This is a genomic window from Agromyces protaetiae, from assembly GCF_030866785.1.
In the GTDB taxonomy this organism is placed as follows: domain Bacteria; phylum Actinomycetota; class Actinomycetes; order Actinomycetales; family Microbacteriaceae; genus Agromyces; species Agromyces silvae.
This window is the reverse complement of sequence record NZ_CP133018.1, coordinates 941,025-963,809: the sequence shown is the minus strand read 5'-3', so window position 1 is coordinate 963,809 and position 22,785 is coordinate 941,025. Positions and strand designations below refer to the sequence as shown.

General features: G+C 72.1%; 19 protein-coding genes. 12 read left to right on the top strand and 7 right to left on the bottom strand.

Annotated features, from left to right (window positions below):
• The first annotated feature begins 88 nt into the window (after positions 1-88).
• A complete protein-coding gene (locus tag QU602_RS04495) occupies positions 89-922 on the top strand; it encodes an alpha/beta fold hydrolase (RefSeq protein WP_308799008.1) in 834 nt (277 codons plus the stop codon).
• Positions 923-1,024: 102 nt separating this feature from the next.
• Here QU602_RS04495 and QU602_RS04490 read toward each other — a convergent pair whose 3' ends face one another.
• A complete protein-coding gene (locus QU602_RS04490) occupies positions 1,025-4,744 on the bottom strand; it encodes a phosphodiester glycosidase family protein (RefSeq protein ID WP_308799007.1) in 3,720 nt (1,239 codons plus the stop codon).
• A gap of 220 nt (positions 4,745-4,964) precedes the next feature.
• On the opposite strand from QU602_RS04490, the gene QU602_RS04485 reads away from it, so the two are divergent.
• The 7 genes from QU602_RS04485 to QU602_RS04455 all read left to right on the top strand — a co-directional run bounded on the left by QU602_RS04485 (position 4,965) and on the right by QU602_RS04455 (position 11,736).
• A complete protein-coding gene (locus tag QU602_RS04485) occupies positions 4,965-5,897 on the top strand; it encodes a ribokinase (protein ID WP_308799006.1) in 933 nt (310 codons plus the stop codon).
• Positions 5,894-6,904 (top strand): ABC transporter permease, encoded by a 1,011-nt coding sequence (locus QU602_RS04480; RefSeq protein ID WP_308799005.1) that lies wholly within the window; start codon positions 5,894-5,896, stop codon positions 6,902-6,904. The genes QU602_RS04485 and QU602_RS04480 overlap by 4 nt, the downstream gene beginning before the upstream one ends.
• A gap of 63 nt (positions 6,905-6,967) precedes the next feature.
• A complete protein-coding gene (locus QU602_RS04475; RefSeq protein ID WP_308799004.1) occupies positions 6,968-7,996 on the top strand; it encodes a sugar ABC transporter substrate-binding protein in 1,029 nt (342 codons plus the stop codon).
• The gene (locus QU602_RS04470; RefSeq protein ID WP_308799003.1) at positions 7,996-9,537 is read left to right on the top strand and encodes a sugar ABC transporter ATP-binding protein; all 1,542 of its coding nucleotides are present in this window, start codon (positions 7,996-7,998) and stop codon (positions 9,535-9,537) included. The genes QU602_RS04475 and QU602_RS04470 overlap by 1 nt, the downstream gene beginning before the upstream one ends.
• Before the next feature lie 70 nt (positions 9,538-9,607).
• Positions 9,608-10,063, top strand: coding sequence for a D-ribose pyranase (gene rbsD, locus QU602_RS04465; RefSeq protein WP_308799002.1), 456 nt, complete (start codon positions 9,608-9,610; stop codon positions 10,061-10,063).
• Between the two features lie 94 nt (positions 10,064-10,157).
• Positions 10,158-10,868: a deoxyribose-phosphate aldolase gene (gene deoC, locus QU602_RS04460; protein ID WP_308799000.1), complete on the top strand. Its 711-nt coding sequence runs from the start codon at positions 10,158-10,160 to the stop codon at positions 10,866-10,868.
• A 106-nt stretch (positions 10,869-10,974) separates the two neighbouring features.
• Complete coding sequence (locus tag QU602_RS04455; protein WP_308798999.1) at positions 10,975-11,736, top strand: GntR family transcriptional regulator; 762 nt, start codon at positions 10,975-10,977, stop codon at positions 11,734-11,736.
• Positions 11,737-11,775: 39 nt separating this feature from the next.
• Here QU602_RS04455 and QU602_RS04450 read toward each other — a convergent pair whose 3' ends face one another.
• From QU602_RS04450 to QU602_RS04430, 5 genes are all read right to left on the bottom strand, one after another.
• A complete protein-coding gene (locus QU602_RS04450; RefSeq protein WP_308798998.1) occupies positions 11,776-12,693 on the bottom strand; it encodes an oxygenase MpaB family protein in 918 nt (305 codons plus the stop codon).
• Positions 12,694-12,743: 50 nt separating this feature from the next.
• Entirely contained in the window at positions 12,744-14,021 is a 1,278-nt protein-coding gene (locus QU602_RS04445; protein WP_308798997.1) for a GyrI-like domain-containing protein, read from the bottom strand.
• A 71-nt stretch (positions 14,022-14,092) separates the two neighbouring features.
• Entirely contained in the window at positions 14,093-14,989 is an 897-nt protein-coding gene (locus QU602_RS04440; protein ID WP_308798996.1) for an alpha/beta fold hydrolase, read from the bottom strand.
• Positions 14,989-15,684: a TetR/AcrR family transcriptional regulator gene (locus tag QU602_RS04435; RefSeq protein ID WP_308798995.1), complete on the bottom strand. Its 696-nt coding sequence runs from the start codon at positions 15,682-15,684 to the stop codon at positions 14,989-14,991. The genes QU602_RS04440 and QU602_RS04435 overlap by 1 nt, the downstream gene beginning before the upstream one ends.
• Positions 15,685-15,735: 51 nt before the next feature.
• Positions 15,736-16,338 (bottom strand): helix-turn-helix domain-containing protein, encoded by a 603-nt coding sequence (locus QU602_RS04430; RefSeq protein WP_308798993.1) that lies wholly within the window; start codon positions 16,336-16,338, stop codon positions 15,736-15,738.
• A 71-nt stretch (positions 16,339-16,409) separates the two neighbouring features.
• Between QU602_RS04430 and QU602_RS04425 the strand changes: the two genes are divergently transcribed.
• The gene (locus QU602_RS04425; RefSeq protein WP_308798992.1) at positions 16,410-17,417 is read left to right on the top strand and encodes an NAD(P)/FAD-dependent oxidoreductase; all 1,008 of its coding nucleotides are present in this window, start codon (positions 16,410-16,412) and stop codon (positions 17,415-17,417) included.
• Between the two features lie 30 nt (positions 17,418-17,447).
• On the opposite strand, the gene QU602_RS04420 is transcribed toward QU602_RS04425, so the two are convergent.
• On the bottom strand, positions 17,448-18,533 hold the full coding sequence (locus QU602_RS04420) for an alpha/beta hydrolase (RefSeq protein ID WP_308798990.1): 1,086 nt from the start codon (positions 18,531-18,533) through the stop codon (positions 17,448-17,450).
• 139 nt (positions 18,534-18,672) lie between these two features.
• On the opposite strand from QU602_RS04420, the gene QU602_RS04415 reads away from it, so the two are divergent.
• From QU602_RS04415 to QU602_RS04405, 3 genes are all read left to right on the top strand, one after another.
• Positions 18,673-21,075: a sensor histidine kinase gene (locus tag QU602_RS04415; protein WP_308798989.1), complete on the top strand. Its 2,403-nt coding sequence runs from the start codon at positions 18,673-18,675 to the stop codon at positions 21,073-21,075.
• Positions 21,062-21,721, top strand: coding sequence for a response regulator transcription factor (locus tag QU602_RS04410; RefSeq protein WP_308798988.1), 660 nt, complete (start codon positions 21,062-21,064; stop codon positions 21,719-21,721). Before QU602_RS04415 ends, QU602_RS04410 begins: the two co-directional genes overlap by 14 nt.
• A 227-nt stretch (positions 21,722-21,948) precedes the next feature.
• Positions 21,949-22,725, top strand: coding sequence for a hypothetical protein (locus tag QU602_RS04405; RefSeq protein WP_308798987.1), 777 nt, complete (start codon positions 21,949-21,951; stop codon positions 22,723-22,725).
• The last annotated feature ends 60 nt before the right edge of the window (positions 22,726-22,785 follow it).

Below are 22,785 nucleotides of genomic sequence, written 5' to 3'. Positions count from 1 at the left end.
GGGAAGACAGCCCGGCGAACGTGTGTTGTGCTGTCCATGGGCCGCTCCCGACCGGATCTGCGGCCTCGAATCAGCGAGGAGCACGAACATGGCGTACATCACCGTCGGCACCGAGAACTCGACGAACATCGACCTGTACTACGAAGACCATGGCGCCGGGCAGCCCGTCGTCCTGATCCACGGCTATCCGCTCGACGGCTCCTCATGGGAGAAGCAGTCTGCGGCCCTCCTCGACGCGGGCTACCGCGTCATCACCTATGACCGTCGCGGCTTCGGCAAGTCCTCGAAGCCCACGACCGGGTACGACTACGACACGTTCGCCGCCGACCTCAAGGTCGTGCTCGACACCCTCGACCTGCGTGACGCGATCCTCGTCGGATTCTCGATGGGCACGGGCGAGGTCGGCCGCTATCTCGGCGCCTACGGCAGCGAGCGCGTCGCGAAGGCCGCGTTCCTCGCGTCGCTCGAGCCGTACCTGTTGCAGACCGCCGACAACCCCGCCGGCGTGCCGAACGACGTCTTCGCGGGCATCGAGCAGGCGGCGACGTCCGACCGCTTCGCCTGGTACGACGACTTCTTCCAGAACTTCTACAACCTCGACGAGAACCTCGGCAACCGCATCAGCGAGGCCGCCGTCCGGGGAAGCTGGAACGTCGCCGCGGGTGCGTCGTGGTTCGCCGCATCGGCGGTCGTGCAGTCGTGGCTCACCGACTTCCGGGCCGACATCGAGAAGGTCGATGTCCCGTCGCTCATCCTGCACGGCACCGGCGATCGCATCCTGCCGATCGACTCGACCGCGCGTGAGTTCGCCAAGCGCCTGCCCGACGCGACGTACGTCGAGATCGAGGGCGCTCCGCACGGCCTGCTCTGGACGCACGCCGACGAGGTCACCGAGGCGCTGCTGGCGTTCGTGCGCGCATAGGCCGTCGGCGCCGCCCGCCGAGAAGGGGTGGACGTGGGACGGAGCGACCCCGCCGGCCGGCCGTGAGGTGGGGCGACGGGGTCGCTTGCGTCGCGGGGCTCGTCACTCCGCGGCGGTGGTCTTCTCCTGACGGTGACGCCGGATCACGACGATCGCGGCGACCACGCCGCCGACGACGACGAGGCCCACGGCGACCCACACGAGCCATCCGTTGTCGAACCCGGTGTCGGCGAGGTCGCCCGACGCGGCGTCTCCGCCGGTGCCCGCGGGGTCGGCGCCCTGGCCCGGGCCGGGCTGCGTGCCCGGGCCGGTCGGGCCGGTGCCCGGGTCCGTCGGGTCGGTGCCCGGGTCGGTCGGGCCGGTGCCCGGGTCCGTCGGGTCGACTGGTGCGGCCGCGACCGTCACGTCGACGGTCTCGGTCACGCCGTTCACGGTCACGGCGAGGGATGCCTCGCCCGCGGCCAGGGCCGTGAGCTCGCCGGTCTCGGGGTTGAGGCGGAGCGTGTCGGTCGCGGCGACCGCGCGCTCGAGACGCGCCAGCGCGCCGTCGTCGACCGCCACGCCGTCGCCGCCCCAGCTCGCGCTCATCGGCCACGCGACCGGCACCTCGCGGCCGCCGTCCTGCGTGATCGTCGCCGACACCGGCACGGTCTCGCCGACCTCGAGGATCGTGGGCGCGTCGAGCGTGAGGTCGTCGACGCGGGCGTGCACCTCGGCCTGCATCCAGCGGGTACGGTCGAGCACGGTGACCGGGTCGGTACCGACCACGCCGGTGCCCGGGTTCACGCCGAGCATGGTCCAGCCGGTGAACCCGCCGGTCGCGGGCGTGCCCGACGGGCTCTTGCCCGAGTTGCCATTGGTGAGCTGCGAGACCCCGTCGAACGCGGTCGCGTGGAACACCCCGACGTGGGCGTTCACGAGCGCGATCGACTTGCCCGTGTCGGCCCGGAACCCGGCGAGCGCGTCGCCGAAGGCGGCGGCCTCCGTACGGTCGGAGAGCTGGCTCGCCTTCGCGGGCTGCGGGTCGTCGATGGGGTGGTGTGCGAAGACCAGCACGCCAGTGATCGACGAGTCCGCCGAGGCATCCGCCAGCTCGTCCTCGAGGAACGCGAGCTGGGACGCCTCCGACGCGCGGAACGACCCGGCCGCCGTGTTCAGGGTGACGAGCTTCGTCCGGCCGAGCGTCGACGCGGTCGTGGTGTCGCCGAAGGCGGCCTCGAAGTTCGCGATCGGCCCGCCCATGATCTCGTGGTTGCCGGGGACGTACACGTACGGCAGCCGGTCGCCGATCTCCTCGTCGAGGATGCGCTGCGCGAGCTCGTAGTCGGCCGGCGTCGCCTCGTCGACGAAGTCGCCGTTGATGACGAGCAGGTCGGGCTCGGCCGCGAGGATCTCACGCAGCGTCTGCCGCGCGCCCTGCACGGCGTCGCTCTCGGGGCTGCGCGCGACGAACTGCGAGTCGCTCATCACCGCGATGCGCTGTGCACGGGAGTCGACCGTGCCGTTGGTCACGATCACCGGGTCGTGCACGACCGGCGCGACCGGCTGGTCGACGTCGGGCGCCACGATCGACTCGAGGCCCGCGATCTCGACCTGGCCCTGGTAGCTCACGGCCGAGCGCGTCTCGAGCATGCGGATGCGCTGCAGGTGCAGGGGGTACGGCGTGCCGGCCGGCACCGTGAACCTCGCCTGCTGCCAGCCGGTCCAGGTCACGTTCGGCCCGTCGAGGTTGATCGTCGTGCCCGCGCCGTTCTTCATCTGGATGCGCGGCCACACGCCGCTGCCGTCACCGTTGATCCACAGCGTGAGCGCCTGCGGCTGCCCCTCGAGCTGCCGGCCGAGGCTGCCCGCGGTCGCCATCTCGGGCGCGACCGCGTAGTACCCGCGCGTGCCCGTGCTCGACGCGAAGTCGTAGGACATGCGCAGCGCGGGCTCGCCGTTCGGGCCGGTCGACGGGGTCATCGTGCCCGTGGCGCGGTCGGCCGCGGTGGCCCACGACGTGCCGTCGGCGAAGTCGGCGACAGACAGGCTGCGGTAGCCGATCGTCACGGCCACGTCGACGCTGCGGCCGTCGGCCGTGAAGGTCACGGTGGCCGAGCCGCTCTCGGTGTTCGGCGTGATCAGGAACCGGTCGCGGCCGTCGGCGGTCACGGTCACGTCGGCGCCGCTCACGACCTGCACGTCCTGCGTCTCGAGCGGCGCGTCGAAGCCGTCGGCATCGAGGCCCGAGAGGGTCACCCGCGCGGTCTGCCCCGGCTCGGGCAGCGCGACGACCGTGCTGCTCGGCCGGATCCGGGCGAGCTCGCCGAGCACGCGCAACCCGGTCGTGGCCGACTTGCCTTCGGCGGTGAAGGTCACGCCACCGCGACCGGATGTCACGCCCACCGCGCGCACCGTCGCACCGCTGCTCGGCGCAGCATCCGCCGGGTCGAGGTCGAGCGCGAGCTCGAGCGCCGCATCGGCGACGAATTGGCCGTCGACGGCCACACCCGTGAGGTTCGCGTCGAGGCCGGTGCCCGCGATCGTGCGGCCCAGACGCGGGAAGACCGCGTCGGCGTTCGCAGCGCCCGACGCGGGCGCGACCGAGACATCCGTCACCGCGCCCGCCGGCGCGCTCGAGAAGAAGGCGAGGCTGTTGGCGACCACGCGCTCGGATCCGTCCGACGGACGGTTCGCGATCTGCGCCTCGGTCGTGCCCGCGCGACGCGCGGCGAGCATGGTCGAGCCGCCGCCGTCGAGGTTCACGGCGTTGTGCACGCCGAGGTCGAGCATGAGGTCACCGAGCTCGCGGATCGTCATGCCGCGGCTGTCGGTCGCGCGGCCGTCGATCGAGACGACCGTGATCTCGGTGCCGTCGCGGTTCACGCCGATCGCGGTGCGCGCGGCCTCGACCTGGTCCTCGTCGGTCTGCACACCGTCGACGATCATGCGCTGCGAGCCGCTGACCGCGAGATCGACGTCGGCGCTCGTGCCGACGACCACGTCGACGGCGTCGCCCGGGGTCAGCGCGGCGAGCGTCGTGGCGCCCGCCTCGCGGCCGATCAGCACGCCCGTGCCGCCGGCGATCGCGGCATCCGCGGAGATCGCCGCGGGGTCGGTCGTGACGGACTGCACGACGCCGTCTTGCACGACCGCCATCGCGACCTGGCTCGCGAGCGCGCCCGGGCCGCCGAGCGGGCGGCTGAGCGGGTGCGTGCCCCACGCTGGCGTGTACCAGCCGATCGCGTTCGCCGCGAGGCCTGGCGTGTTCACACCGCCGAGCGGGGTCGGGCTGCCCGCGATCGTGACCGTGCCCTGGACCAGCAGCTGTTGCACCGCGGCGATGCCGTCGGTGATCGTGAACGCCTGGCGCGGCCCGCCGCTCGCGGTGCGCAGTCCCTCGCTCGGCGACACGTTCGTGCCGACCGGGGCGACCGAGGCGTTCATGTCGAAGTAGTCGCCGTTGACCGCCGCGACCGCGCCCGTGTCCGCGATCTGCTCGGTCAACGTCGCTCCGCCCGTCACCGTGCCGCCGTCGAGCACGTCGAGCGAGAGGGTCGGGGTCGTCAGGTCGGCGCGCATGACGTGGCCGGTCACCCAGCCTGCGGGCTGCAGCCGGCGGAAGTCCGTGAGCTCGAGCCCGGGCGCGAGCGTCTCGGTGTCGGCCGTGAGCAGGCTCGAGTCGCCGCCCGTGAGGTCGAGGCCGCGCGTGTCGGGCGCGGCGAGGGCCGGCGCGACGGCCGTGGGGGCGGCGGCGAGTCCGCCGGTCGCGATCGCGGCGGCGACGGCGAGCGCGGCGACGCGCGTCACGCGCCGTTCGCGGGTGTGTTGGGGCAGGCGCATGCGTGGAGAACCTTCGTGCGTGGTCGGTCGGGGGCGTCAGCACGCTATGCGCGGTGCCCGACCCGGAGACGACCCGCCGATGACCCGCACATGTCTCGCCGGTGAACGACACACCCAGACCCGGAGGATGTGATTTGACAGCAGAGCAGTCCGTGTTCATACTCACTTGTACATAGTTGTCCACATACAACTCCACGTACAACGAAGTAACGGTGAATCGATGAAGATCGCGGTGGTTGGAAGCTACGGCGTCGGGCTGACGATGCGCGTCCCACACTCCCCCGAGCCCGGAGAGACGGTCTCGAACGGGCAGTTCGCCGAGGGCCCCGGCGGCAAGGGATCGAACCAGGCCATCGCCGCCGCACGCCTCGGCGCCGATGTGAGCTTCCTCACGGCCGTTGGCGACGACGACTACGGCCGCGCAGCGGCGCGGCTCTGGCAGGACGAGGGCGTCGACGCGGCCAAGACGCTGGTCACCGCCGAAGCCGCGACCATGGTCGGCTTCATCCTCGTCGAGCCGTCGGGCGAGAACCGCATCGCGATCGCGCCCGGCGCACTCGACCTGCTCGACGAGCGCGCCGTCGAGGCGTTCCGCGACGAGATCGCCGCGGCCGACCTGCTCGTGGTCTCCATGGAGATCCCGATGACGGCGGTCGTCGCGGCACTCCGGGTCGCCCGCGAGAGCGGCACCCGCACGCTGCTCAACCCCGCACCGGCGTACCCGCTGCCCGACGACGCCTGGCCGCTCATCGACGTGCTCACCCCGAACCAGACGGAGGCGCCCATCCTGCTCGGGCTCGACGCCGGCCACGGCCTCGACGACGCCGCGCTCATCGCGCAGCTGAAGGGCCGCACCGACGCGAGCATCGTCCTCACCCGCGGCAGCGCCGGCGCGCTCATCGCCGACGAGACGGGCCTCACCGAGGTCGCACCCGTCGTCGTCGAGCACGTCGTCGACACGACGGGCGCCGGCGACTCGTTCACCGCGGCGCTCGCGGTCTCCCTCGCCGAGGGGCGCACGCTCGCCGAGGCCGCCGCCTACGCCGCCCGCGCAGGAGCGCACGCCGTCACCATCGCCGGCGTGATCCCCGCCCTCCCCACCCCCGATCAGCTCACGACCGTGAGCGCCACCCAGACCGGAGCCACCCGATGACCACGACCGCCACCTCTGCCGTGCCCGTCCGCCGCGCCGGCTTCGACCTCCGGAAGCTGCTGCACGCCCGCGAGGCCGGCGTGTTCGCCGCGCTCGTGCTGCTGTTCATCCTCGGTTCGGTGCTCTCGCCGAGCTTCCTGCAGACCGGCAACCTGCTGTCGGTCGGCCAGCAGATCTCGCAGATCGGCATCATGGCGATCGGTGCGACGTTCGTCATCGTGAACGGCGAGATCGACCTCTCCGTCGGGTCGATCTACGCGCTGGCCGCGATCTCGACCGGCATGGCGATCGCCGCCGGGCTCGCGTGGCCGCTCGCGGTCGTCATCGGGCTCGGCGTGGGCGTCGTCGCCGGCCTGCTCAACGGCCTCGCGGTCGTCCTGCTCGGAGTGCCGAGCTTCATCGTCACCCTGGGCAGTCTCAGCGTGTTCCGCGGTGTCACCCTGCTGATCTCCGACGGCGCGCCGATCTCGCTGAGCGCGAGCCAGCCCGGCGTGGCCGAGTTCACGCTGCTCGGTCAGGGCCGCCTCTTCGGGGTCGTCCCCATGCAGCTGATCATCTTCGCGGTCATCGCCGCGATCGGCGTCATCCTGCTCTCCCGTTCGCGGCTCGGGTTCAACACCTACGCCGTCGGCGGCAACCAGGAGGCCGCGCGCCTGGTGGGCATCGACGTCAAGAAGGTGAAGCTCACGGCCTTCGTGCTCTCAGGCCTCACGGCCGCGGTCGCCGGCGTCCTCGGCCTGTCGTTCCTCTCCTACGTCCAGGGGGTGACCGGCACCGGCCTCGAGCTCACGGTGATCTCGGCCGTCATCATCGGCGGCGCGGCGCTCTTCGGCGGCTCCGGCACGATGTGGGGCACCATCATCGGCGTCGCGTTCATCGGCCTGCTGCAGAACATCCTCAACATCAACGGCATCTCGTCGTTCTGGCAGACCGTCGTCACGGGCCTCGTGATCGTCGCCGCGGTCGCGGCCGACACCTGGCAGCGCAAACGCAAGACGAAGGCCTGAGCCTCACCGGCGCCGACGTTCAACCCCGCACCACCCCTGCAATCGGACAACAAAGGAGTACCGATGTCATTCCTCACCACCACCCGTCGCCTCATGGCGGCCGTCGCCCTCGCCGCAGCGGGCGCGCTCGCCCTCTCGGGGTGCGGCGCCATCACGTCGGGCAGCGACGCCACGGCGGCCGGCGGCGAGTTCCAGCTCGCCGACTACATCCAGGAGCGCGTCGACAGCGGCGAGCCGCTGCGCATCAAGCTCAGTTACCACGACCCGTCGCTCGCGTTCGCCACGCCGATCAGCGAGGGCATGGAGCGCGCGGGCGAGGAGTTCGGCGCTGACGTGCAGCTGATCGGCCCGACGGGCGGCGACGCCGCCAAGCAGGTCGCCGAGCTGCAGACGCTCATCCAGCAGCAGGCGGTCGACGGTCTCGCCGTCTCGTCGGCGTCGAGCGACGCGCTCAAGCCGATCATCGCCCAGGCGTATGAGGCCGGCATCCCGATCATCTCGTTCAACACCGACAACCCCGACTCGGAGCAGATGGGCTTCGTCGGCCAGGATCTGAAGGCCTCGGGCCAGGCGCAGGCCGAGGAGCTCGCCGCGACGCTCGGCGACGGCGCGACCGGCAAGGTCGTCGTCTTCTCGCTCGACACGGGCGCCGGCTGGTCGCACGACCGCTTCGGCGGCTTCGAGGAGGGGCTCTCGGGCACCGACCTCGAGATCGTCGGGCCGGTGAACGTCGGCAATGAGCCGAACGCCGCCTACAACACGGTCGAGTCGACCATGGCCGGGCAGTCCGGCGTCGTCGCCATCGCCGGCCTCGACTGCTGCTCGACGACCGCGGCCGCGCAGTGGGTGCAGCAGTCGGGCAACACGGGCCAGATCACCATGGTCGGCTTCGACCTGCTGCCGCAGACCGCCGAGTTCGTCGCGAACGACGTCGTGACCTTCACGATCAGCCAGAACCCGGCCGAGCAGGGCTACCAGGCGGTCAAGGTGCTGGTCGACTTCCTCGCCGACGGCGTCGAGATCGAGGGCGTCGACACGGGCGCGCAGTTCATCACCAAGGACAACCTCGCGGAAGCCACGGTGGAGGGCTGATGACCACGCTCCCGCCGCTCGACGGCACTCGTGAGATCGCGGTCGCGATCCGCGGCCTGGGCCGCAACTTCGGCCCGGTCACCGCGCTCCAGGACGTCTCGTTCGACGTCCCGGCCGGCGAGGTCACGGCCCTGCTCGGCGAGAACGGGGCGGGCAAGTCGACGCTCCTGAAGATCCTCGCCGGGCTGCAGCCGCCGAGCGGCGGGAGCATCGCGGTCTTCGGCGAGGAGATCACCTCCTACGACCCGAACACCGTCCTCTCCAAGCACAGCGTCGCGATCGTGCCGCAGGAGCTGTCGCTCCTGCCGGATCGCACGGTGGCCGAGAACATCCTGGCCGGCATCGAGCCCGGCAACCGGCTGTTCCCATCCAAGCGACGGATGCTCCGTCGGGCCTCCGAGCTCCTCGCCGAGCTCGACCTGGCGATCGCGCCCGACACCATCGTGCGCTCGCTCGACCTCGCGACGCAGCAGCTCATCGTCGTGGCCCGCTCGATCGCCCGCGGCTGCCGCGTGCTCATCCTCGACGAGCCGACGGCCATGCTCACCCCCGCCGAGGCCGACCGCCTCTTCACGCTCATGGCGAAGCTCAAGCAGGGCGGCACGACCATGATCTACGTGTCGCACCGCATGCCCGAGGTGTTCGCCCTGTGCGACCAGATCGAGGTGCTCCGCGATGGCCGCCACGTCGGCTCATGGCGGCGCGACGAGGTCACGCCCGAGCGGGCGGTCGCCGCGATGGTCGGCCGCGAGCTCGACCGGTTCACGGCACGTGCCGAGCTGTCGGACGCGTCGCGAGCGGATGACTCGCCCGCACTCGTGCTCGACGGCCTCTCCGGCCGTCGCCACGAGGACATCTCGTTCGAGGTGCGCCCGGGTGAGATCCTCGGCATCGCCGGGCTCCCCGACTCGGGGCGCGTCGAGCTGCTCGACAATGTGTTCGGTTCCGCACGCGGCACCGGCGGCCGGGTCGAGGTGCTCGGCCAGGCGTACGAGCGTCGCTCGCCGATCGCGAGCGTCGAGCGCAAGCTCGCCTTCCTGCCCGGCGAACGCCGCGCGCAAGGGCTGCTCACGACCATGAGCGTCGGTGAGAACATCGGCGTGCTCGTCGCCAGGGGCTTCACGCGCCTCGGGCTCGTGCGGCGACGCGCGTTCGACCGGGAGACCGGCGAGCTCGCCGCTCGGCTGCGGGTCAAGACCGCGAGCATCGACCAGCCCATCACGAACCTGTCCGGCGGCAACCAGCAGAAGGCACTGCTCGCCCGCTGGCTCTCGATCGACCCCGGGGTGCTCATCCTCGACGAGCCGACGCGCGGCGTCGACGTGGGTGCGAAGGCCGAGATCTACGAGCGGCTGTTCGAGCTCGCCGGTCGCGGCGTCGCGATCGTGTGCTCGTCGTCCGACCTGCCCGAGCTGCTCACCGTAACCGACCGCATCGCGGTGCTCAGCCAGGGCCGGCTCGCCGGGATCGTCGACACCGCCGAGGCGACCGAGGAATCGATCATGACGCTCGCGACCGGCGCCGAGCCGGCCATCGTCTGACCGCAGGCGCCCTGCCCGAGGCATCCGCCTGCCAGGTCTCACCAGACATCCGGAACGAAAGGACCTTCCCATGAAGCGCACCGGCATCCTGAACGCCGAACTGAGCGGCGCCCTCGCGACGCTCGGCCACACCGACCTCATCATGGTCGTCGACGCAGGCTTCCCGATCCCCCGCGACGCACACCGCGTCGACCTCGCGATCGCCGAGAACCTGCCTGATCTCCGCACCGTGCTCGGCCTGATCGACGACGAGCTCGTCGTCGAGGGCGTCGTGCGCGCCGACGACGTGGTCTCGAACAACCCGCGCCTCGACGAGTGGCTGCGGGAGCGGTTCGGCGACGCCGAGTTCACGACCCGCACCCACGCCGACATGCTCGGTGAGCTCGCCCACCAGGCGAAGGTCATCGTCCGCACCGGCGCATTCGAGCCCTGGGGCAACATCGGCCTGTTCTGCGGCGTCGACGTGCCCAAGTGGTTCGGCGGCGACGGCGTGATCGCGCCCGACTACTACCAGTCGAAGCTCTGACCGGCCAGTCGAAGCTCTGACCGGCCGGTCGAAGCTCTGACCGGCCAATCCAAGCTCTGAATTTCACGACCACCACCGAAGAAAGGCACCATCCGTGACCGACACCACTCTCGACCCGGCGCGCACCCTGTCGCCGGCCGAGCTCGCGCCCTACATCCAGCACACCAAGATCGAGGTCGGCACGACCCGTGACGAGATGCTCGCCCATGTGAAGGAGACCGTCGAGCACGGCTTCAACGCCGCGATGGTCCCCGCGTCCTGGGTGCCGCTCGTGGCCGCCGAGCTCGCCGGCACCGGCATCGGCATCGCGTCGGCGCTCGACTTCCCCACCGTCGGCGTGATGACCAGCGCGGGCAAGGCGGCCGAGGCCGCCGAGATCGCCCGGCTCGGCGCGACGCAGCTCGACATCGGCGTGCAGCTCGGTTGGCTGAAGAGCGGCATGTACGACGAGTTCCGCGAGGACATCGCAGGCGTCGTCCGCGCCTCGGGCATCCCGGTCAAGGTGATGCTCGAGCTGCCGTTGCTCACCGACGCCGAGAAGGAGACCGCGGTCGAGCTCGCACAGGAGGCGGGCGCGGCGTTCCTCAAGAACGCCAGCAGCGGCCAGATCGAGACGGCGAACCCGGCGAGCGTCCGCTACCTGGTCGAACGTGCCCGCGAGGGCGTGCAGGTCAAGGCCTCGGGTTCGATCAAGTCCTACCGGCAGGCGCTCGAGCTGCTCGGTGCGGGGGCGGTGCTGCTCGGCACGAGCGCCGGCATCTCGATCATCACCGACACCGGCGACGAGAACACCGTCAGCTACTGACCGCCGGACGCCGTTCGCTCCGGTTCCGGCCCGATTCCCCGTTGATGCGGGAGAGTTGAGCCGGAACCGGGGCGATGGTATCCAGATACGAGCAATGGGAGCACACGTGGACGAATCGACGCAGGCCGGCACCGCCGGAATCCAGCGCGGCCTGCCCGTCGCGATCCACGCGCAGATCTCGGGAAGCATCCGGGGGCGGATCGCGTCCGGAGAGTGGCCGGCGCACTACCGGCTGAAGAGCGAGCCCGAGCTCGCCGCCGAACTCGGCGTCAGCCGCGGCACGCTGCGTCGCGCGCTCACGACCCTCATCGAGGAGGGGCTGCTCAGGCAGATCCGCGGCAAGGGCACGTTCGTCACGTCGACGACCATCGAACCCGCGATCGCGCAGAAACTCAGCACCCTCTCGGAGGACTTCGCCAACCAGGGCGTCGTCACCAGCACCACGGTGCTCGAATGCCGGCTCATCGACCCGCCGAAGCCGGTCTCGGCCCTGCTCGAGGTGCCGCCCGGCGGCAAGGTGCTCGAGCTCGTGCGGCTTCGTTCGACCGAGCAGGGGCCCGTCGTTTTGCTCTACAACTACGTGCGCACCGATTTCGCGCCGGGCATCGAGGGCGTCGATTTCGCCGAGGCGAGCCTGTTCGGCACCCTCGAGGGCGCGTACGGGCTCAAGATCGCGACCGCGCGCCGCACGTTCAGTGCCGAGGCGGCTGACGGCGACGTGGCCGGCCTGCTCCACCTCGACCCGGGCTCGCCCGTGCAGTACCTCGAGCAGGTCACATACCTCGCCGACGACCGCCCGGTCGAGTACTCGGACGTCTGGATCCACTCGGGCCGCCTGCGGGTGACCTCGCTGCTGTCGCGACGCTGACGCGCGCGGGAGTCGTAGGGCGGGCAGGCGGCCTCGGGGTCACGCGGCGCGGCCGAAGCCCTGCTGCGCCTCGAGGCGGGCGATGCGGGCTCGGGCGTTGCGCTCGCTGGGCGAGTCGGATCCGAGCACGCGCGCCGCGATCGCGAGGGCGAGCCGGGTGAGCGTGATCGCCGGCCACCAGGGGCGGCGCAGACCGAGCAAGGTGCGGATGCTCCGGGGCAGCGACGCGACCGCGCCACCGAACAGGATCGGATACGCGAACCCCGTCAGCCCGGGGAGTCCCGGGCGACGCAGCCACCGCACGGCCTGCAGCACGCGGTCGTCGACCTTCGCCTCGGCGAGGAACCCGGCGAGCTCGGCGTGCAGATCGGCGACGCTCGTCGGCGGATCGTCCACACCCATGAGTCGTCCGGCCTGCGCCCATTCGCGCACGTAGGCGTCAGGGCCGCCGGGGATGGGCCCGCCCCACACCTCGTGCGCGCCGAGGAACGCCTCCGTGAAGGCGTCATGCACCCAGCGCAGGAGCTCTTGATCGCTCGCGGAGTAGGGGCGCTCCGCGCCCGAGGCATCCGTGTAGGTGCCGGCCACCCGCTCGTGCAGCCGCGCGACATGCGCGGATGCCGCGGTCGCGGCCTTCCGGTCGCCGAACGTCGTCGTCGCGACCCATCGGATGGTGCCGTCGAGCCGGCCGAGCGGGTCCTCGTGGTAGCGCGACCAGTCGTGCACGCCCGCCATCGCGCCCGGATGCAGGGTCTGCAAGAGGAGCGCGCGGATCCCCGCGACGAGCGTCGGCAGCGACCCGTTCACCGCCCAGACCGCGCTGCCGGGGCCGAAGAAGCCCTCGTCCTCGCCTTCGGCGAGCGCGACCGTCCAAGCTGGCAGGTCGTCGTGCGACCGCTTCGACCGACTGCGCAGTCGCCAGCGGCCGGCGGTTCCGGAACGTGCCTTCCCACCCATACTCGACCGTACCCCGGTTCGCCCGGGGATGCGCCCGTCGGGTGTCGAAGTCAGGCGTCGCGGACGGGCTGGCGCAGGATCGTCTTGAGCTTCTCGGGTGCGGTGCGGCGGGGGTCGCTGAGGTAGATCTCGTGGTGGTCGCCGTTGAACGTGAGGCCGTGCTGCGGCATCCACTCGTCGTGCAGGCGCGCGAGCGTCGGCGTCTCGTCGTCGTACGAGCCGACGTGCAGGATCTGCGCCGACCGCCCCTCGTGCAGCTCGACGAGCCGCACCAGGTCGAGCGCGGGGTTCGCGGCCTCGCCCTTCGCCTTGGCGCGCACCGCCGTGACGGCCTCCGCCACGAGCGACTCGTCGATCCAGTCGGGCTGCGCGATGAGCATCGTCCAGCTCCAGGCGCGCTTGTCGCGGGCGGCGAACGCGGCCGGGTCATCCGCCCGCCACAGCCCCTCGAGCGGCGCGACCGCGAGGTCGCGGCCCAGCTCCTTCTTGCTGCGGAACTTCAGCGTGTACGCCGTGCCGTACAACGCCTCGACGGCGCGCGCGTAGGCGGGCTCGGTGTTCGGGTCGCCGTGCCCGTCGACGGCGAGGTAGCGCATGGGCGGCACGTCGACGAGGACGAAGTCCTTCGCGGACGGGGCGTAGAGCGCCTTGTGCACGCGCTTGACGTCGTATTTCTCGCCGGTCGCCGGTTTCATGACGGACATCGGGGCTCCTTCGGGTCGGGTCGTTCCAAGAGATGCGGATGCCTCGGCGTCGCCTGCCTCGCCGCGCACCGCCTCGCCGCGCACCGCCTCGCCGCGTACCGCCTCGCCGCGTACCGCCTCGATGGTCCGCTCGATCCACGCGAGCTCGGCGCGGATCATGCTGTCGCCGTAGTCGAACAACATCTCGGCGGGGGCGGGCGGCTCACCGAGCGCGCGGCGCGCCGCGTCGATGCCGGCGAGGTCGGCTTCGAGCGCGGCGCGGCGCACGCCGAGCGAGCGCACGGCCACGTCGGGGTCGAGCATCGGCGTGGCCGCGATGCCGGGGAGCACGCGATCGTGGCGCGGCGTCGGCATGGCGATCGCCTCGAGCGCGGCTTGACGCATGGTGCGCTCGCCCTGCTCGGTGAGGTGATAGACGGCCCTGCTACGAGGTGCGGGCTTCGGGCCGCGCACCTCGAGCAGGCCGCGCGCGGCGAGCTTGCGCAGCAGGTAGTAGATCGACGAGTGACCGATCGAGGTCCAATTGCGCACACCGCGCTCTTGGATGATGCGCTCGAGGTCGTACCCGTGGCTGGGTTGCTCGGCGAGCAGGCCCATGAGCGCGAGCTCGGCGTCGGTCAGCATACGTTTACTCTAGCGCTAGAGTACTGCGTCGCCGCAAGGTCCCGACTCGTCGACGCATCCCGAGAGGTGGACTACGAAGCGCTCCGCGGGCCGCGATCGAGGGCACTCGTCAAGAACTCGCGCGCGAGGCGCGTGAACGCGTCGGGCTGGTCGTAGGTGACGATGTGTCCCGCATCGGCCATGGTGACCAGGCGCGAGCCCGGCGCCGCCGCGGCCGCCGCAGCGAGCTCGGCATGTCCGACGAGCCTGTCGCGGTCGCCCCGCACCCAGAGGGTCGGCACCGACAGGCGCGGCAGGTCGGGCAAGAGGTCGAGGCGCATCGAGAAGGGTCCGTACGAGTGGATCTGCCAGTCGTCGAGCGCGAGCTCGCCGTGCCGCTCCTTCGCGACGGCCTCCTCGGTGGCGAGCCTCAGGATGTCGTCGAAGTCGGTCGTGCGCTCGCCCTCGACGAGGTTCGTCGTCATCGACTTCCTGATCGCCTCGGGATGCCGCGCCAGGTACCGCGTCGTCAACCGCAACGCACCCGGGGTGCGCATGAAGAGCCAGGTGAGGAACTGCGCCTGGCGTTTCGCGCCGATGCCGCCCGGCCCGACGGCGAGCAGCGCGCTCACGCGCTCCGGGCGACGCAGCGCATAGCTCGTGGCCACCCCGCCACCGAGCGAGAGACCGATCAACGCCACGCGCGGGAGTTCGAGGGCGTCGAGCAGTGCGTCGAGGAACCGGCCGTAGAAGGCATCGTCGAGCACGCCGCGCCACGGCCGGCTGCCACCGTGCCGGGGCAGGTCGATGACGTGCACGCGGTGATCCGTGGCGAGATCCTGCGCGGCTCGCCGCCACACACCCTGCGCCGTGTCGAGCATGGCGCCGTGCAGCAGCAGCAGCGGCGGGCCGGTGTCGCCGCCGCGATACAGGCGGACCGGGCCGCCGGCGACGGTCAGGTCGGTGTACGTGTCGAAGAGTTCGGTCATCACGGGTCCTCCGGTGCGTCGAGTGGGGCCGCATCGAGCTGTGCACCGAGGCGCTCGATGAGCGTGAGTTGCGCGGCGCGGGCCGCGTCGGGGTCGGCCGGCAGACCGGTGGCGAGCCCACGGCCGACGAGATCCGCGAAGAGCTCGACGCTCTCGCGGAGTCGCGCGGGACTCACGGCGCCGAGCAGGCCCGGCGCGTGGATGAGCCCGACCGTGAACACGCTGAGCACGCGCACGATCGAGTCGGCGTCGATCGTGGCGTCGATGACGCCCGCGCGCTGCAGCCGCAGCACGTAGTCGCCGAGCCACACCATGCGCGTGAGGTATCGCTCGTCGTCCACGCCCTGCACATGCGAGCCGAGCACGCGCTCGTCGCCGACGTAGAGCGCCAGCATGAGCGGCTCGTCGAGCAACGCCTCGACGCCGAACCGGTACAGTGCGGGCAGATCCACGAGCCCTGGGGCGTCGACGACGCGTGCGTGCACCTGGGCCGTGAGCCCCCGCAGACTGCGCTGCAGCACCGCGTCGAGGATCGCGGGCTTGTCGGCGAACTCGAGATAGACCGCACCCTTGCCGATGCCGGCCCGGGTCGCGAGCTGCGCCACGGTCGTCTCGGGCCAGCCCTGCTCGAGGATCAGCTCGCGCGCCGCGTCGAGGATTCGGCGCCGGCGATCGGGCACGAGCGGTCGCGGCATCCGCCGGCTCCTTCCGTAGTGACCAGATCAAGCATTCTGGTCACTACGACCCTACACGACGCCCGGCCGCCCCCGCACGTGCACCCGCTCACCCTGCGGCGTGAGCAGGTTCAGGATCTCGGCGGGCTCGAGCGAGGCGCTTGCCGTGCCGTGCGGCGTACGGGTGTCGAACTCGGCCGCCTCACCCGGCTCGAGCACGAACTCCTCGTCGCCCAGGGCGAGCCTGACCCGGCCGCTCAGCACGTAGATCCAGTCGTAGCCCTCGTGGGCGCGCTGTTCGACCGACTCCTCCGGCGAATGCCCGGGCAGCACCATCTTGAACGCCTGCACGTCGGGGTTGCTCCGGGTCAACGGGATCATCGCGCGGCCGTGGCGGTAGATCGTCTTCGGATGGACGCGCGGATCGGCGATCTGCGGGGCGCCGACCAGGTCGTCGAGGCTCGCGCGATACACGGCCGCGAGGCGGATGAGCAGGTCGAGCGTCGGCCGCCGCCCACCGGACTCGAGCCGCGAGAGCGTGCTGACCGAGATGCCCGTCTGCTCGGCCAGGTCGGCGAGCGTCAGCCCGCGGCGCGTGCGCAGGGCGCGCAGGCGCGGCGCGACGCCGTCGAGCATGCGGTCGAGGTCGGGCGCGGGCGTGTCGGCGTCGGTCATGAGGCATCCGTTCGTTGCTGTTCCGGCAAACCGGCTTGCCGTTCCACCCTACGCTCGCGCACCATCGAACCATGCAGCAGACCACCTGGGACGTCATCATCGCCGGCGGCGGCAGCGCCGGACTCAGCGCCGCACTCATGCTCGGCCGCATGCGCCGGCGCGTGCTGGTCGTCGACGGCGGCGCACCGCGCAACCGCTTCGCGGGGCACATGCACGGCGTGCTCGGCCGCGACCACACCTCACCTCTCGACCTGCTCGCCGCAGGCCGCGCCGAGCTCGGCCGGTACGACGGCGTCGTGATCCGGTCGGGCGAGATCGCCGAGGCATCCGTCATCGACGGCGACGGCGACGGTCCCGGGGGCGGCGAGGGTCTCGGGGGCGGCTTCGCGGTCACGCTCGCCGACGGCGAGCGGCACGAAGCGAGACGGATGCTCCTCGCCACCGGCCTGCGCGACGAGCTTCCCGACGTGCCGGGGCTCACCGAGCAGTGGGGCCGCGGGGCGTTCCTCTGCCCCTACTGCGACGGCTGGGAGCACCGCGACCGGCGCATCGCGGTGCTCATCACGAACCCGATGTACGTGCACGCCACGCAGATCCTGCGGCAGCTCTCACCCGACGTGACGGTGTTCGCCGCCGGGACCGCATCCGGCGGGATCGAGCTCGCGCCGGAGGCGCGCGCCGGGCTGGACGCACGAGGCATCGCGGTCGAGGAGCGGGCGGTCGAGGCCGTGGTCGCCGACGAGCAGGGTGCGCTGCGAGGCATCCGCCTCACCGACGGCACCGTGACCGCCGCCGACGTGATCTTCGTCAGCGCGACGCCCGTGCCGAACGACGCGCTGCTGCGCACGCTCGGCGCCGAGTTCGCCACCGGACCCGACGGGGTCGACTGGGTCCAGGTCGATGCCATGGGGCGCACGAGCGTGCCCGGCCTGTCGGCCGCGGGCAACCTGACCGACGGCCGCTCCTCCGTGCCCTACGCCATGTCGGCCGGCTCCATGGCCGGCGCCGCGATCAACGGCGAGCTCGTCGAAGCGGAGGTGCGCGCGGCGCTGTCGAACACCGCGCCGACCGCCGCCTGATCCGTTGGCCGGTCGCCGCACCGCACGAGATCAGAGGTGCTGCGACAGGAAGTCGCGCACCTGCTCGTACGCGACGTCGCCCTCGGCGTGCACGCCCGGGAAGAAGTAGTAGCCGTGCGGCATGCCCTCGGGCCAGTAGCCGACGGCCGGCACCTCGTGGCCGTCGAGCAGCGCGACGAACGCCTTCGCCGAGTCGACGATCGGGTCGTGCGTGCCCGCGGTGAGATACGCGGGCGGGTACGCCGAGAGATCGGCGTAGATCGGGCTCGCGAGCGGCTCGGTCCACGGCGTCGTCGGCAGGTACGCGCTGCGGATGAACCCGAAGAAGGGGCTGTCATACACGATGCCGCGGGGCGCGAGCCGCTGGAACGAGTCCCACCGCTCCTGCACGAAGTCCACGAACGCGCCCAGCATGACCACGGCGCTCGGCGCGGGCAGCCCGCGCTCGCGCGCGACCAGCGGGATCACGGCGGCGTAGTTCGACCCCGCCGAGTCACCCGCGACCGCGATGCGGGACGCATCGCCGCCGAGGCGGGAGGCATCCGTCGTCAGGAACCGGTAGACGTCGACGACGTCGTCGAGCGGCGTCGGAAACGGATGCTCCGGCGCGAGCCGGTAGTCGGCCGACACCACGAGCGCGCCGTTGTCGCGCGCGAGCCGGCGCGTCAGATAGTCGGTGTCGTCGCTCGACCCGACCGTGAAGCCGCCGCCGTGCACGTAGAGGATCACGGGGAGGGATGCCTCGTGCGCCGCGGACTGCGGCCGGGCTGCACCTGCTGCTTCGTCCTTCGGCCGGGAGATCTGTGCACGTGCGACCCCGTCGCGCACCGGCAGGTAGACGACCGTCACGTCGACGTCGGGCACGGCTTCGGCGCCCGTGGGCGGAACGAGCGCCGGGTCCGGCTTGGGCTGGTCGGCGCCGATGTAGCCCGTGCGTACGGGCCTGATCATCATGTCGCGCAGCGCGACCGGCTGCCGGTTGTTCGCGATGACCCGGTACGACGGCATCGCCGGGTCGTCCGGGTCGATGTAGCTCAGCCCGTCGATCGCGCGCACGACCGTCACGTCTTCGGCGCCGGCAGGGATCTCGAGGAGGGTCGGGTCGATGGGGGCCATAAGCCCATGGAAGCGGAGACGCGGCGCCGCGTCCAGCCGTGCCGAGTGTGGCCCTCTGCGCGAGGACACCCCCGAGATCGCCGCTGGACGGGACCGTGGTCCCGTGACAACGGGACACCCGTGCTGCCAACATGAGCGCATGTCACCCGCGCGCCGCACGAGCCGCATCGCGACCCTCGCGATCGCGTTCGTGTCGGCCGTGGCCGCGATCGCGGCGATTGCGATCGACCTCGCGGTGCTTCCGGCGTACCCCGACCCGCCGATGTCGGCGGGCTGGTCGGGCGTGCTGCCGGGTGTCGCGCTGCTGATCCCCGGGTGTCTGCTGCTCTGGCGGTTGCCGTGGCATCCGATCGCGGTGGTCCTGGCCGGCTTCGGTGCGCTCTGGGTGATCGACGGGCTCGCGTCGGCGGCCGTGAACCTCGCCTGGTACACCGACCGCGACGCCTGGTGGGCGGCGCCCGCCTTCTGGTTCTTCACGCGCGCGGGGTCGGTGCTGATCCTGCCGGTGACGCTGCTGCTCGTGCTGTTCCCCGACGGGCGGCTGCGCGGCGGGGCGTGGCGTGTGGTGTCGATCGTGGCGATCGCGCTCGGCCTCGTGATGCCGTTCGCGTTCGTGTTCGCGCCGGTCGGCGCGCTCGTCGAGGACGACGCAGCGCGGGCCGAGCTGCTCGAGGTGTTCGGCGGGTGGTCGCTGTCACTTCCGCTGATTCCGGATGCCTGGTGGGCGGCGCTGCTCGGCGCGTCAGGCCCGTGCCTGATGGCGAGCCTGGTGCTCGCGCTCGTCGTCTGCGTCAGCCGGCGCTTCGGCGCGACCGCGGAAGCACGGGCGCAGTTGCGCTGGCTGCTCTGGTCCGGGCTCGTGTTCGTCGCGGCGCTCGCGATCTTCCCGTTCGTGCCGACGCAGATCGTCGACGTGCTGCTCGCCGTGACGCAGGGGCTCATCGCCGCATCCGTGGTCGTCGCGGTGACCCGATACCGGCTGTACGCCATCGACCGGCTGCTGTCGTGGACGCTCGTGTACGCGGTGCTCGTGGCGGCGATCGTCGCGGTCGACGTGCTCGTGCTGCTCGCGATCGGCAGCGCCATCGACGATCGCGTGGCCATGCTGCTCTCGGTGATCGCCGTCACCGTGGCCTACGCGCCGCTCCGCGGCCGCCTGTTCGCACTCGCGAGCCGGCTCGTGAGCGGGCGCCGCGCGGACCCCTACGGCGTGGTGTCCTCGCTCGGGGAACGGCTCGAACGAACGCCCGACGCGGCGTCCCGGATCCGCGCCCTCGCCGAGACGATCGCGGAGGCGTTCGCGGCACGGTTCGTGCGCGTCGAGCTCGACGCGCTCGGGGCCGACGGAGCCGGAGGCGGAGGCGGCGGCGGCGCGACCCTCGCGGCGGAGGCGGGCGAGCGGGTCGCCGACGTCACGACCATCCCGATCGAGTACTCGGGCGAGGTCATCGGACGGATCGAGCTGGACGCGAGCCGCCGCCCGGTCGTCTCCGCGCGCGATCAGCGCCTGCTCGGCGACCTCGTGCAGTTCGCGGCCGCCGCCATCCGCAACGCCGAGCTCGGCCGCGAGCTGCAGGAGATCCGGGAACGCCTCGTGCTCGCGCGCGAAGCGGAGCGCTCGCGGCTCCGCCGCGACCTGCACGACGGGCTCGGCCCGCTGCTCGCTGGCGTGAAGCTCCGGCTCGAGACCTCGCGCAATCTCGCGTCGCGCGAACCCGCGCGGTCGCTCGATCTGCTCGACGCCGCGATCGACGAGCAGACCGAGGTCATCGCGGAGATCCGCCGTATCGCCCACGACCTGCGGCCGCCGGCGCTCGACGACCTGGGGCTCGGCCGCGCCGTCGAGCAGCTCGGCGAACGGCTGTCCGGCGGCGGGATGTCCGTGTCGGTCTCGGCCGCGCTGCCGCGCGACCTGCCTCCGGCGGCCGAGGTCGCCGCGTTCCGCATCGCGGCGGAGGCGCTCGCGAACGCGCGCACGCACTCGGGCGCGGCGCGGGTGTCGGTGACGTTGTCGGTCGAGTCGCCGCGCGCCGATGCGGGACGGCTGCCTCGAGCCCTGGCCGCAGGTGACGCGCGCACGGATACTGCGCCGGAGGCGGACGGACGGATGCTCCGCGTCGAGGTCGTCGACGACGGGGCGGGCATCCCCGCTGACGCGACGCGCGGCGTCGGGCTGCGCTCGATGCGCGAACGCGCCGAAGAGCTCGGCGGGTCGCTGACCCTCACGGCGGTCGACTCGGCCGTGCCCCAGACCGCCGACGGTGTGTTGGAAGTCGGAACGTGGGTCGGAAGCCACCCCTCCACGCCGTCAACCCACGTTTCGACTTCCCACGCGACGCACGGGGAGCATGCGGCGGGCACTCGCCTCGTCGCACTCCTGCCGATTCCCGGCCCGGCGGGCGACGTGGAGCCCGAGGCAGACGCCAGCGCCGAGGCATCCGCCCGCTCCGAGGCATCCGCCCGCTCCGAGGCATCCGCACTGACGACGACCGACGCTGCCGAACCAGACGCCGAGGAGGCTCCCGCCGATGTCCGACACTGAGCCGATCCGCGTACTGCTCGTCGACGATCACCCCGTGTACCGCGACGGGCTGTCGATGCTGCTCGACTCGACCGGGGAGGTGGCGGTCGCCGGCACCGCCGCCGACGGCGAGGAGGCGCTGCGCGCGATCGACGAGCACGAGCTCGACGTCGTCGTGATGGACGTGCAGATGCCGAACCTCGACGGCATCGCCGCGACGCGCGAGCTCGTGACGAGGCATCCGCATCTCGCCGTCGTCGTGCTCACGATGTCGGAGGACGATGAGACCGTGTTCGCGGCGATGCGCGCCGGCGCGCGCGGCTACCTCGTGAAGGGGGCGAGTCAGCACGAGATCCTGCGCGCGATCCGGGCCGTGGCGGGCGGGGAGCTCGTGTTCGGCGCCGCGATCGCGCAACGCGTGGCGGCGTTCTTCGCCGCGGGCCCGGCGAACTCGCCGGCCGAGGTGTTCCCGCAGCTGACCGCGCGCGAGCGCGAGGTGCTCGACCTGCTCGCGGCCGGGCGGTCGAACCCGCAGATCGCGCAGGCGCTGTTCCTGTCGCCGAAGACCGTGCGCAACAACGTGTCGAACATCTTTGCGAAGCTGCAGGTCGCCGACCGCGCCGAGGCGATCGTGCGCGCCCGCGACGCGGGGCTCGGGCGCGGCTGACGCCGCGGGGCTCGGGCGCGGCTGACGCCGCGGGGCTCGGGCGCGGCTGACGCCGCCCGCGCATCGGCTGCCGCCCGCGCGGGCGGGGTTGGCGGGCGAGCGGGCGGATGTCCCGGGCGGGAGTCGGGACATCCGCGGGACGCCGCTCACTGTGGGCCCGGGGCGGCGGCCCGGGAATCTGGGATCACGGCCGAAGAGCGGCCGACCACACACAGGAAGGCCTGATCATGAACCTCTTCGACCCCAGCATGGTGACCTCGGCGGCCGAGCCCGTCGCCGCCCCGCGCCCCCGCGAGAGCGCCCCCGTTCCCGCGGCGCGGATCGCCAGCACGACGGATGCTTCGACGAACGCACCCCGCGCGAAGCGCGGCGTCGAACTCGGCCCCGTACGGCCCAATCGGCTGCAGCGCCTCGGCGGCCTCGGCCTCATCGCTGCGCCCCTGCTGTTCGCGGGCGGCATGCTCACGTCGCCGCAGCAGACGGCTCCCGGCAACGAGGGGTACATCGCCTCACTCGCGGCCGACCCTGCACTGAGCCTCGCGTCCGCCAACTTCCTGCACTACGGCTGGGTCGCGCTCGCGTTCGGCGCGATCGCCGCGCTCGGCCTCGTACGCGGCCGACGCGGCCGGGTGTGGATGTCGATCGCCTCCGTCGTGCTCGCGTTCGGGGCGATCCAGATGTCGGGGCTGCTGCTCTCGGACTGGTTCCTTGTGAGCATGGGCAACTTCCTGCCCCTCGAGAGTGCTGCCGCGATCGACGCGGCCGCGAAGGAGGGATCCGTCGCGATCTGGCAGTACTCGGGCATGGCGGCCGGCATCCTCGGCATCGCGGGCCTCTCGCTCGGTCTGGCCCGGGCGAAGGCGATCTCGTGGTGGGTCGCACCGCTGGCGTTCCTGCCTTGGATCCTCCCCGCCGTCCTCGGCGGTCCGATCGGCGTCATCGCGGCGACGCTCTGCTACGCGCCGCTGATCGTCGCCGGTGTGCGCCTGGTCGCGAAGCGCTGACCCCGGCGGAGCTCCCGCCACGCCCATTCGGTCGAAGACCCGGTCTCCTCTGGGGGCCGG

Coding starts and splice junctions, on each gene's coding strand:
- QU602_RS04495 (WP_308799008.1), top strand. CDS start 89: ATGGCGTACATCACCGTCGGCACCGAGAACTCGACGAACATCGACCTG.
- QU602_RS04490 (WP_308799007.1), bottom strand. CDS start 4,744: ATGCGCCTGCCCCAACACACCCGCGAACGGCGCGTGACGCGCGTCGCC.
- QU602_RS04485 (WP_308799006.1), top strand. CDS start 4,965: ATGAAGATCGCGGTGGTTGGAAGCTACGGCGTCGGGCTGACGATGCGC.
- QU602_RS04480 (WP_308799005.1), top strand. CDS start 5,894: ATGACCACGACCGCCACCTCTGCCGTGCCCGTCCGCCGCGCCGGCTTC.
- QU602_RS04475 (WP_308799004.1), top strand. CDS start 6,968: ATGTCATTCCTCACCACCACCCGTCGCCTCATGGCGGCCGTCGCCCTC.
- QU602_RS04470 (WP_308799003.1), top strand. CDS start 7,996: ATGACCACGCTCCCGCCGCTCGACGGCACTCGTGAGATCGCGGTCGCG.
- rbsD (WP_308799002.1), top strand. CDS start 9,608: ATGAAGCGCACCGGCATCCTGAACGCCGAACTGAGCGGCGCCCTCGCG.
- QU602_RS04450 (WP_308798998.1), bottom strand. CDS start 12,693: ATGGGTGGGAAGGCACGTTCCGGAACCGCCGGCCGCTGGCGACTGCGC.
- QU602_RS04445 (WP_308798997.1), bottom strand. CDS start 14,021: ATGCTGACCGACGCCGAGCTCGCGCTCATGGGCCTGCTCGCCGAGCAA.
- QU602_RS04440 (WP_308798996.1), bottom strand. CDS start 14,989: ATGACCGAACTCTTCGACACGTACACCGACCTGACCGTCGCCGGCGGC.
- QU602_RS04435 (WP_308798995.1), bottom strand. CDS start 15,684: ATGCCGCGACCGCTCGTGCCCGATCGCCGGCGCCGAATCCTCGACGCG.
- QU602_RS04430 (WP_308798993.1), bottom strand. CDS start 16,338: ATGACCGACGCCGACACGCCCGCGCCCGACCTCGACCGCATGCTCGAC.
- QU602_RS04425 (WP_308798992.1), top strand. CDS start 16,410: ATGCAGCAGACCACCTGGGACGTCATCATCGCCGGCGGCGGCAGCGCC.
- QU602_RS04420 (WP_308798990.1), bottom strand. CDS start 18,533: ATGGCCCCCATCGACCCGACCCTCCTCGAGATCCCTGCCGGCGCCGAA.
- QU602_RS04415 (WP_308798989.1), top strand. CDS start 18,673: ATGTCACCCGCGCGCCGCACGAGCCGCATCGCGACCCTCGCGATCGCG.
- QU602_RS04410 (WP_308798988.1), top strand. CDS start 21,062: ATGTCCGACACTGAGCCGATCCGCGTACTGCTCGTCGACGATCACCCC.
- QU602_RS04405 (WP_308798987.1), top strand. CDS start 21,949: ATGAACCTCTTCGACCCCAGCATGGTGACCTCGGCGGCCGAGCCCGTC.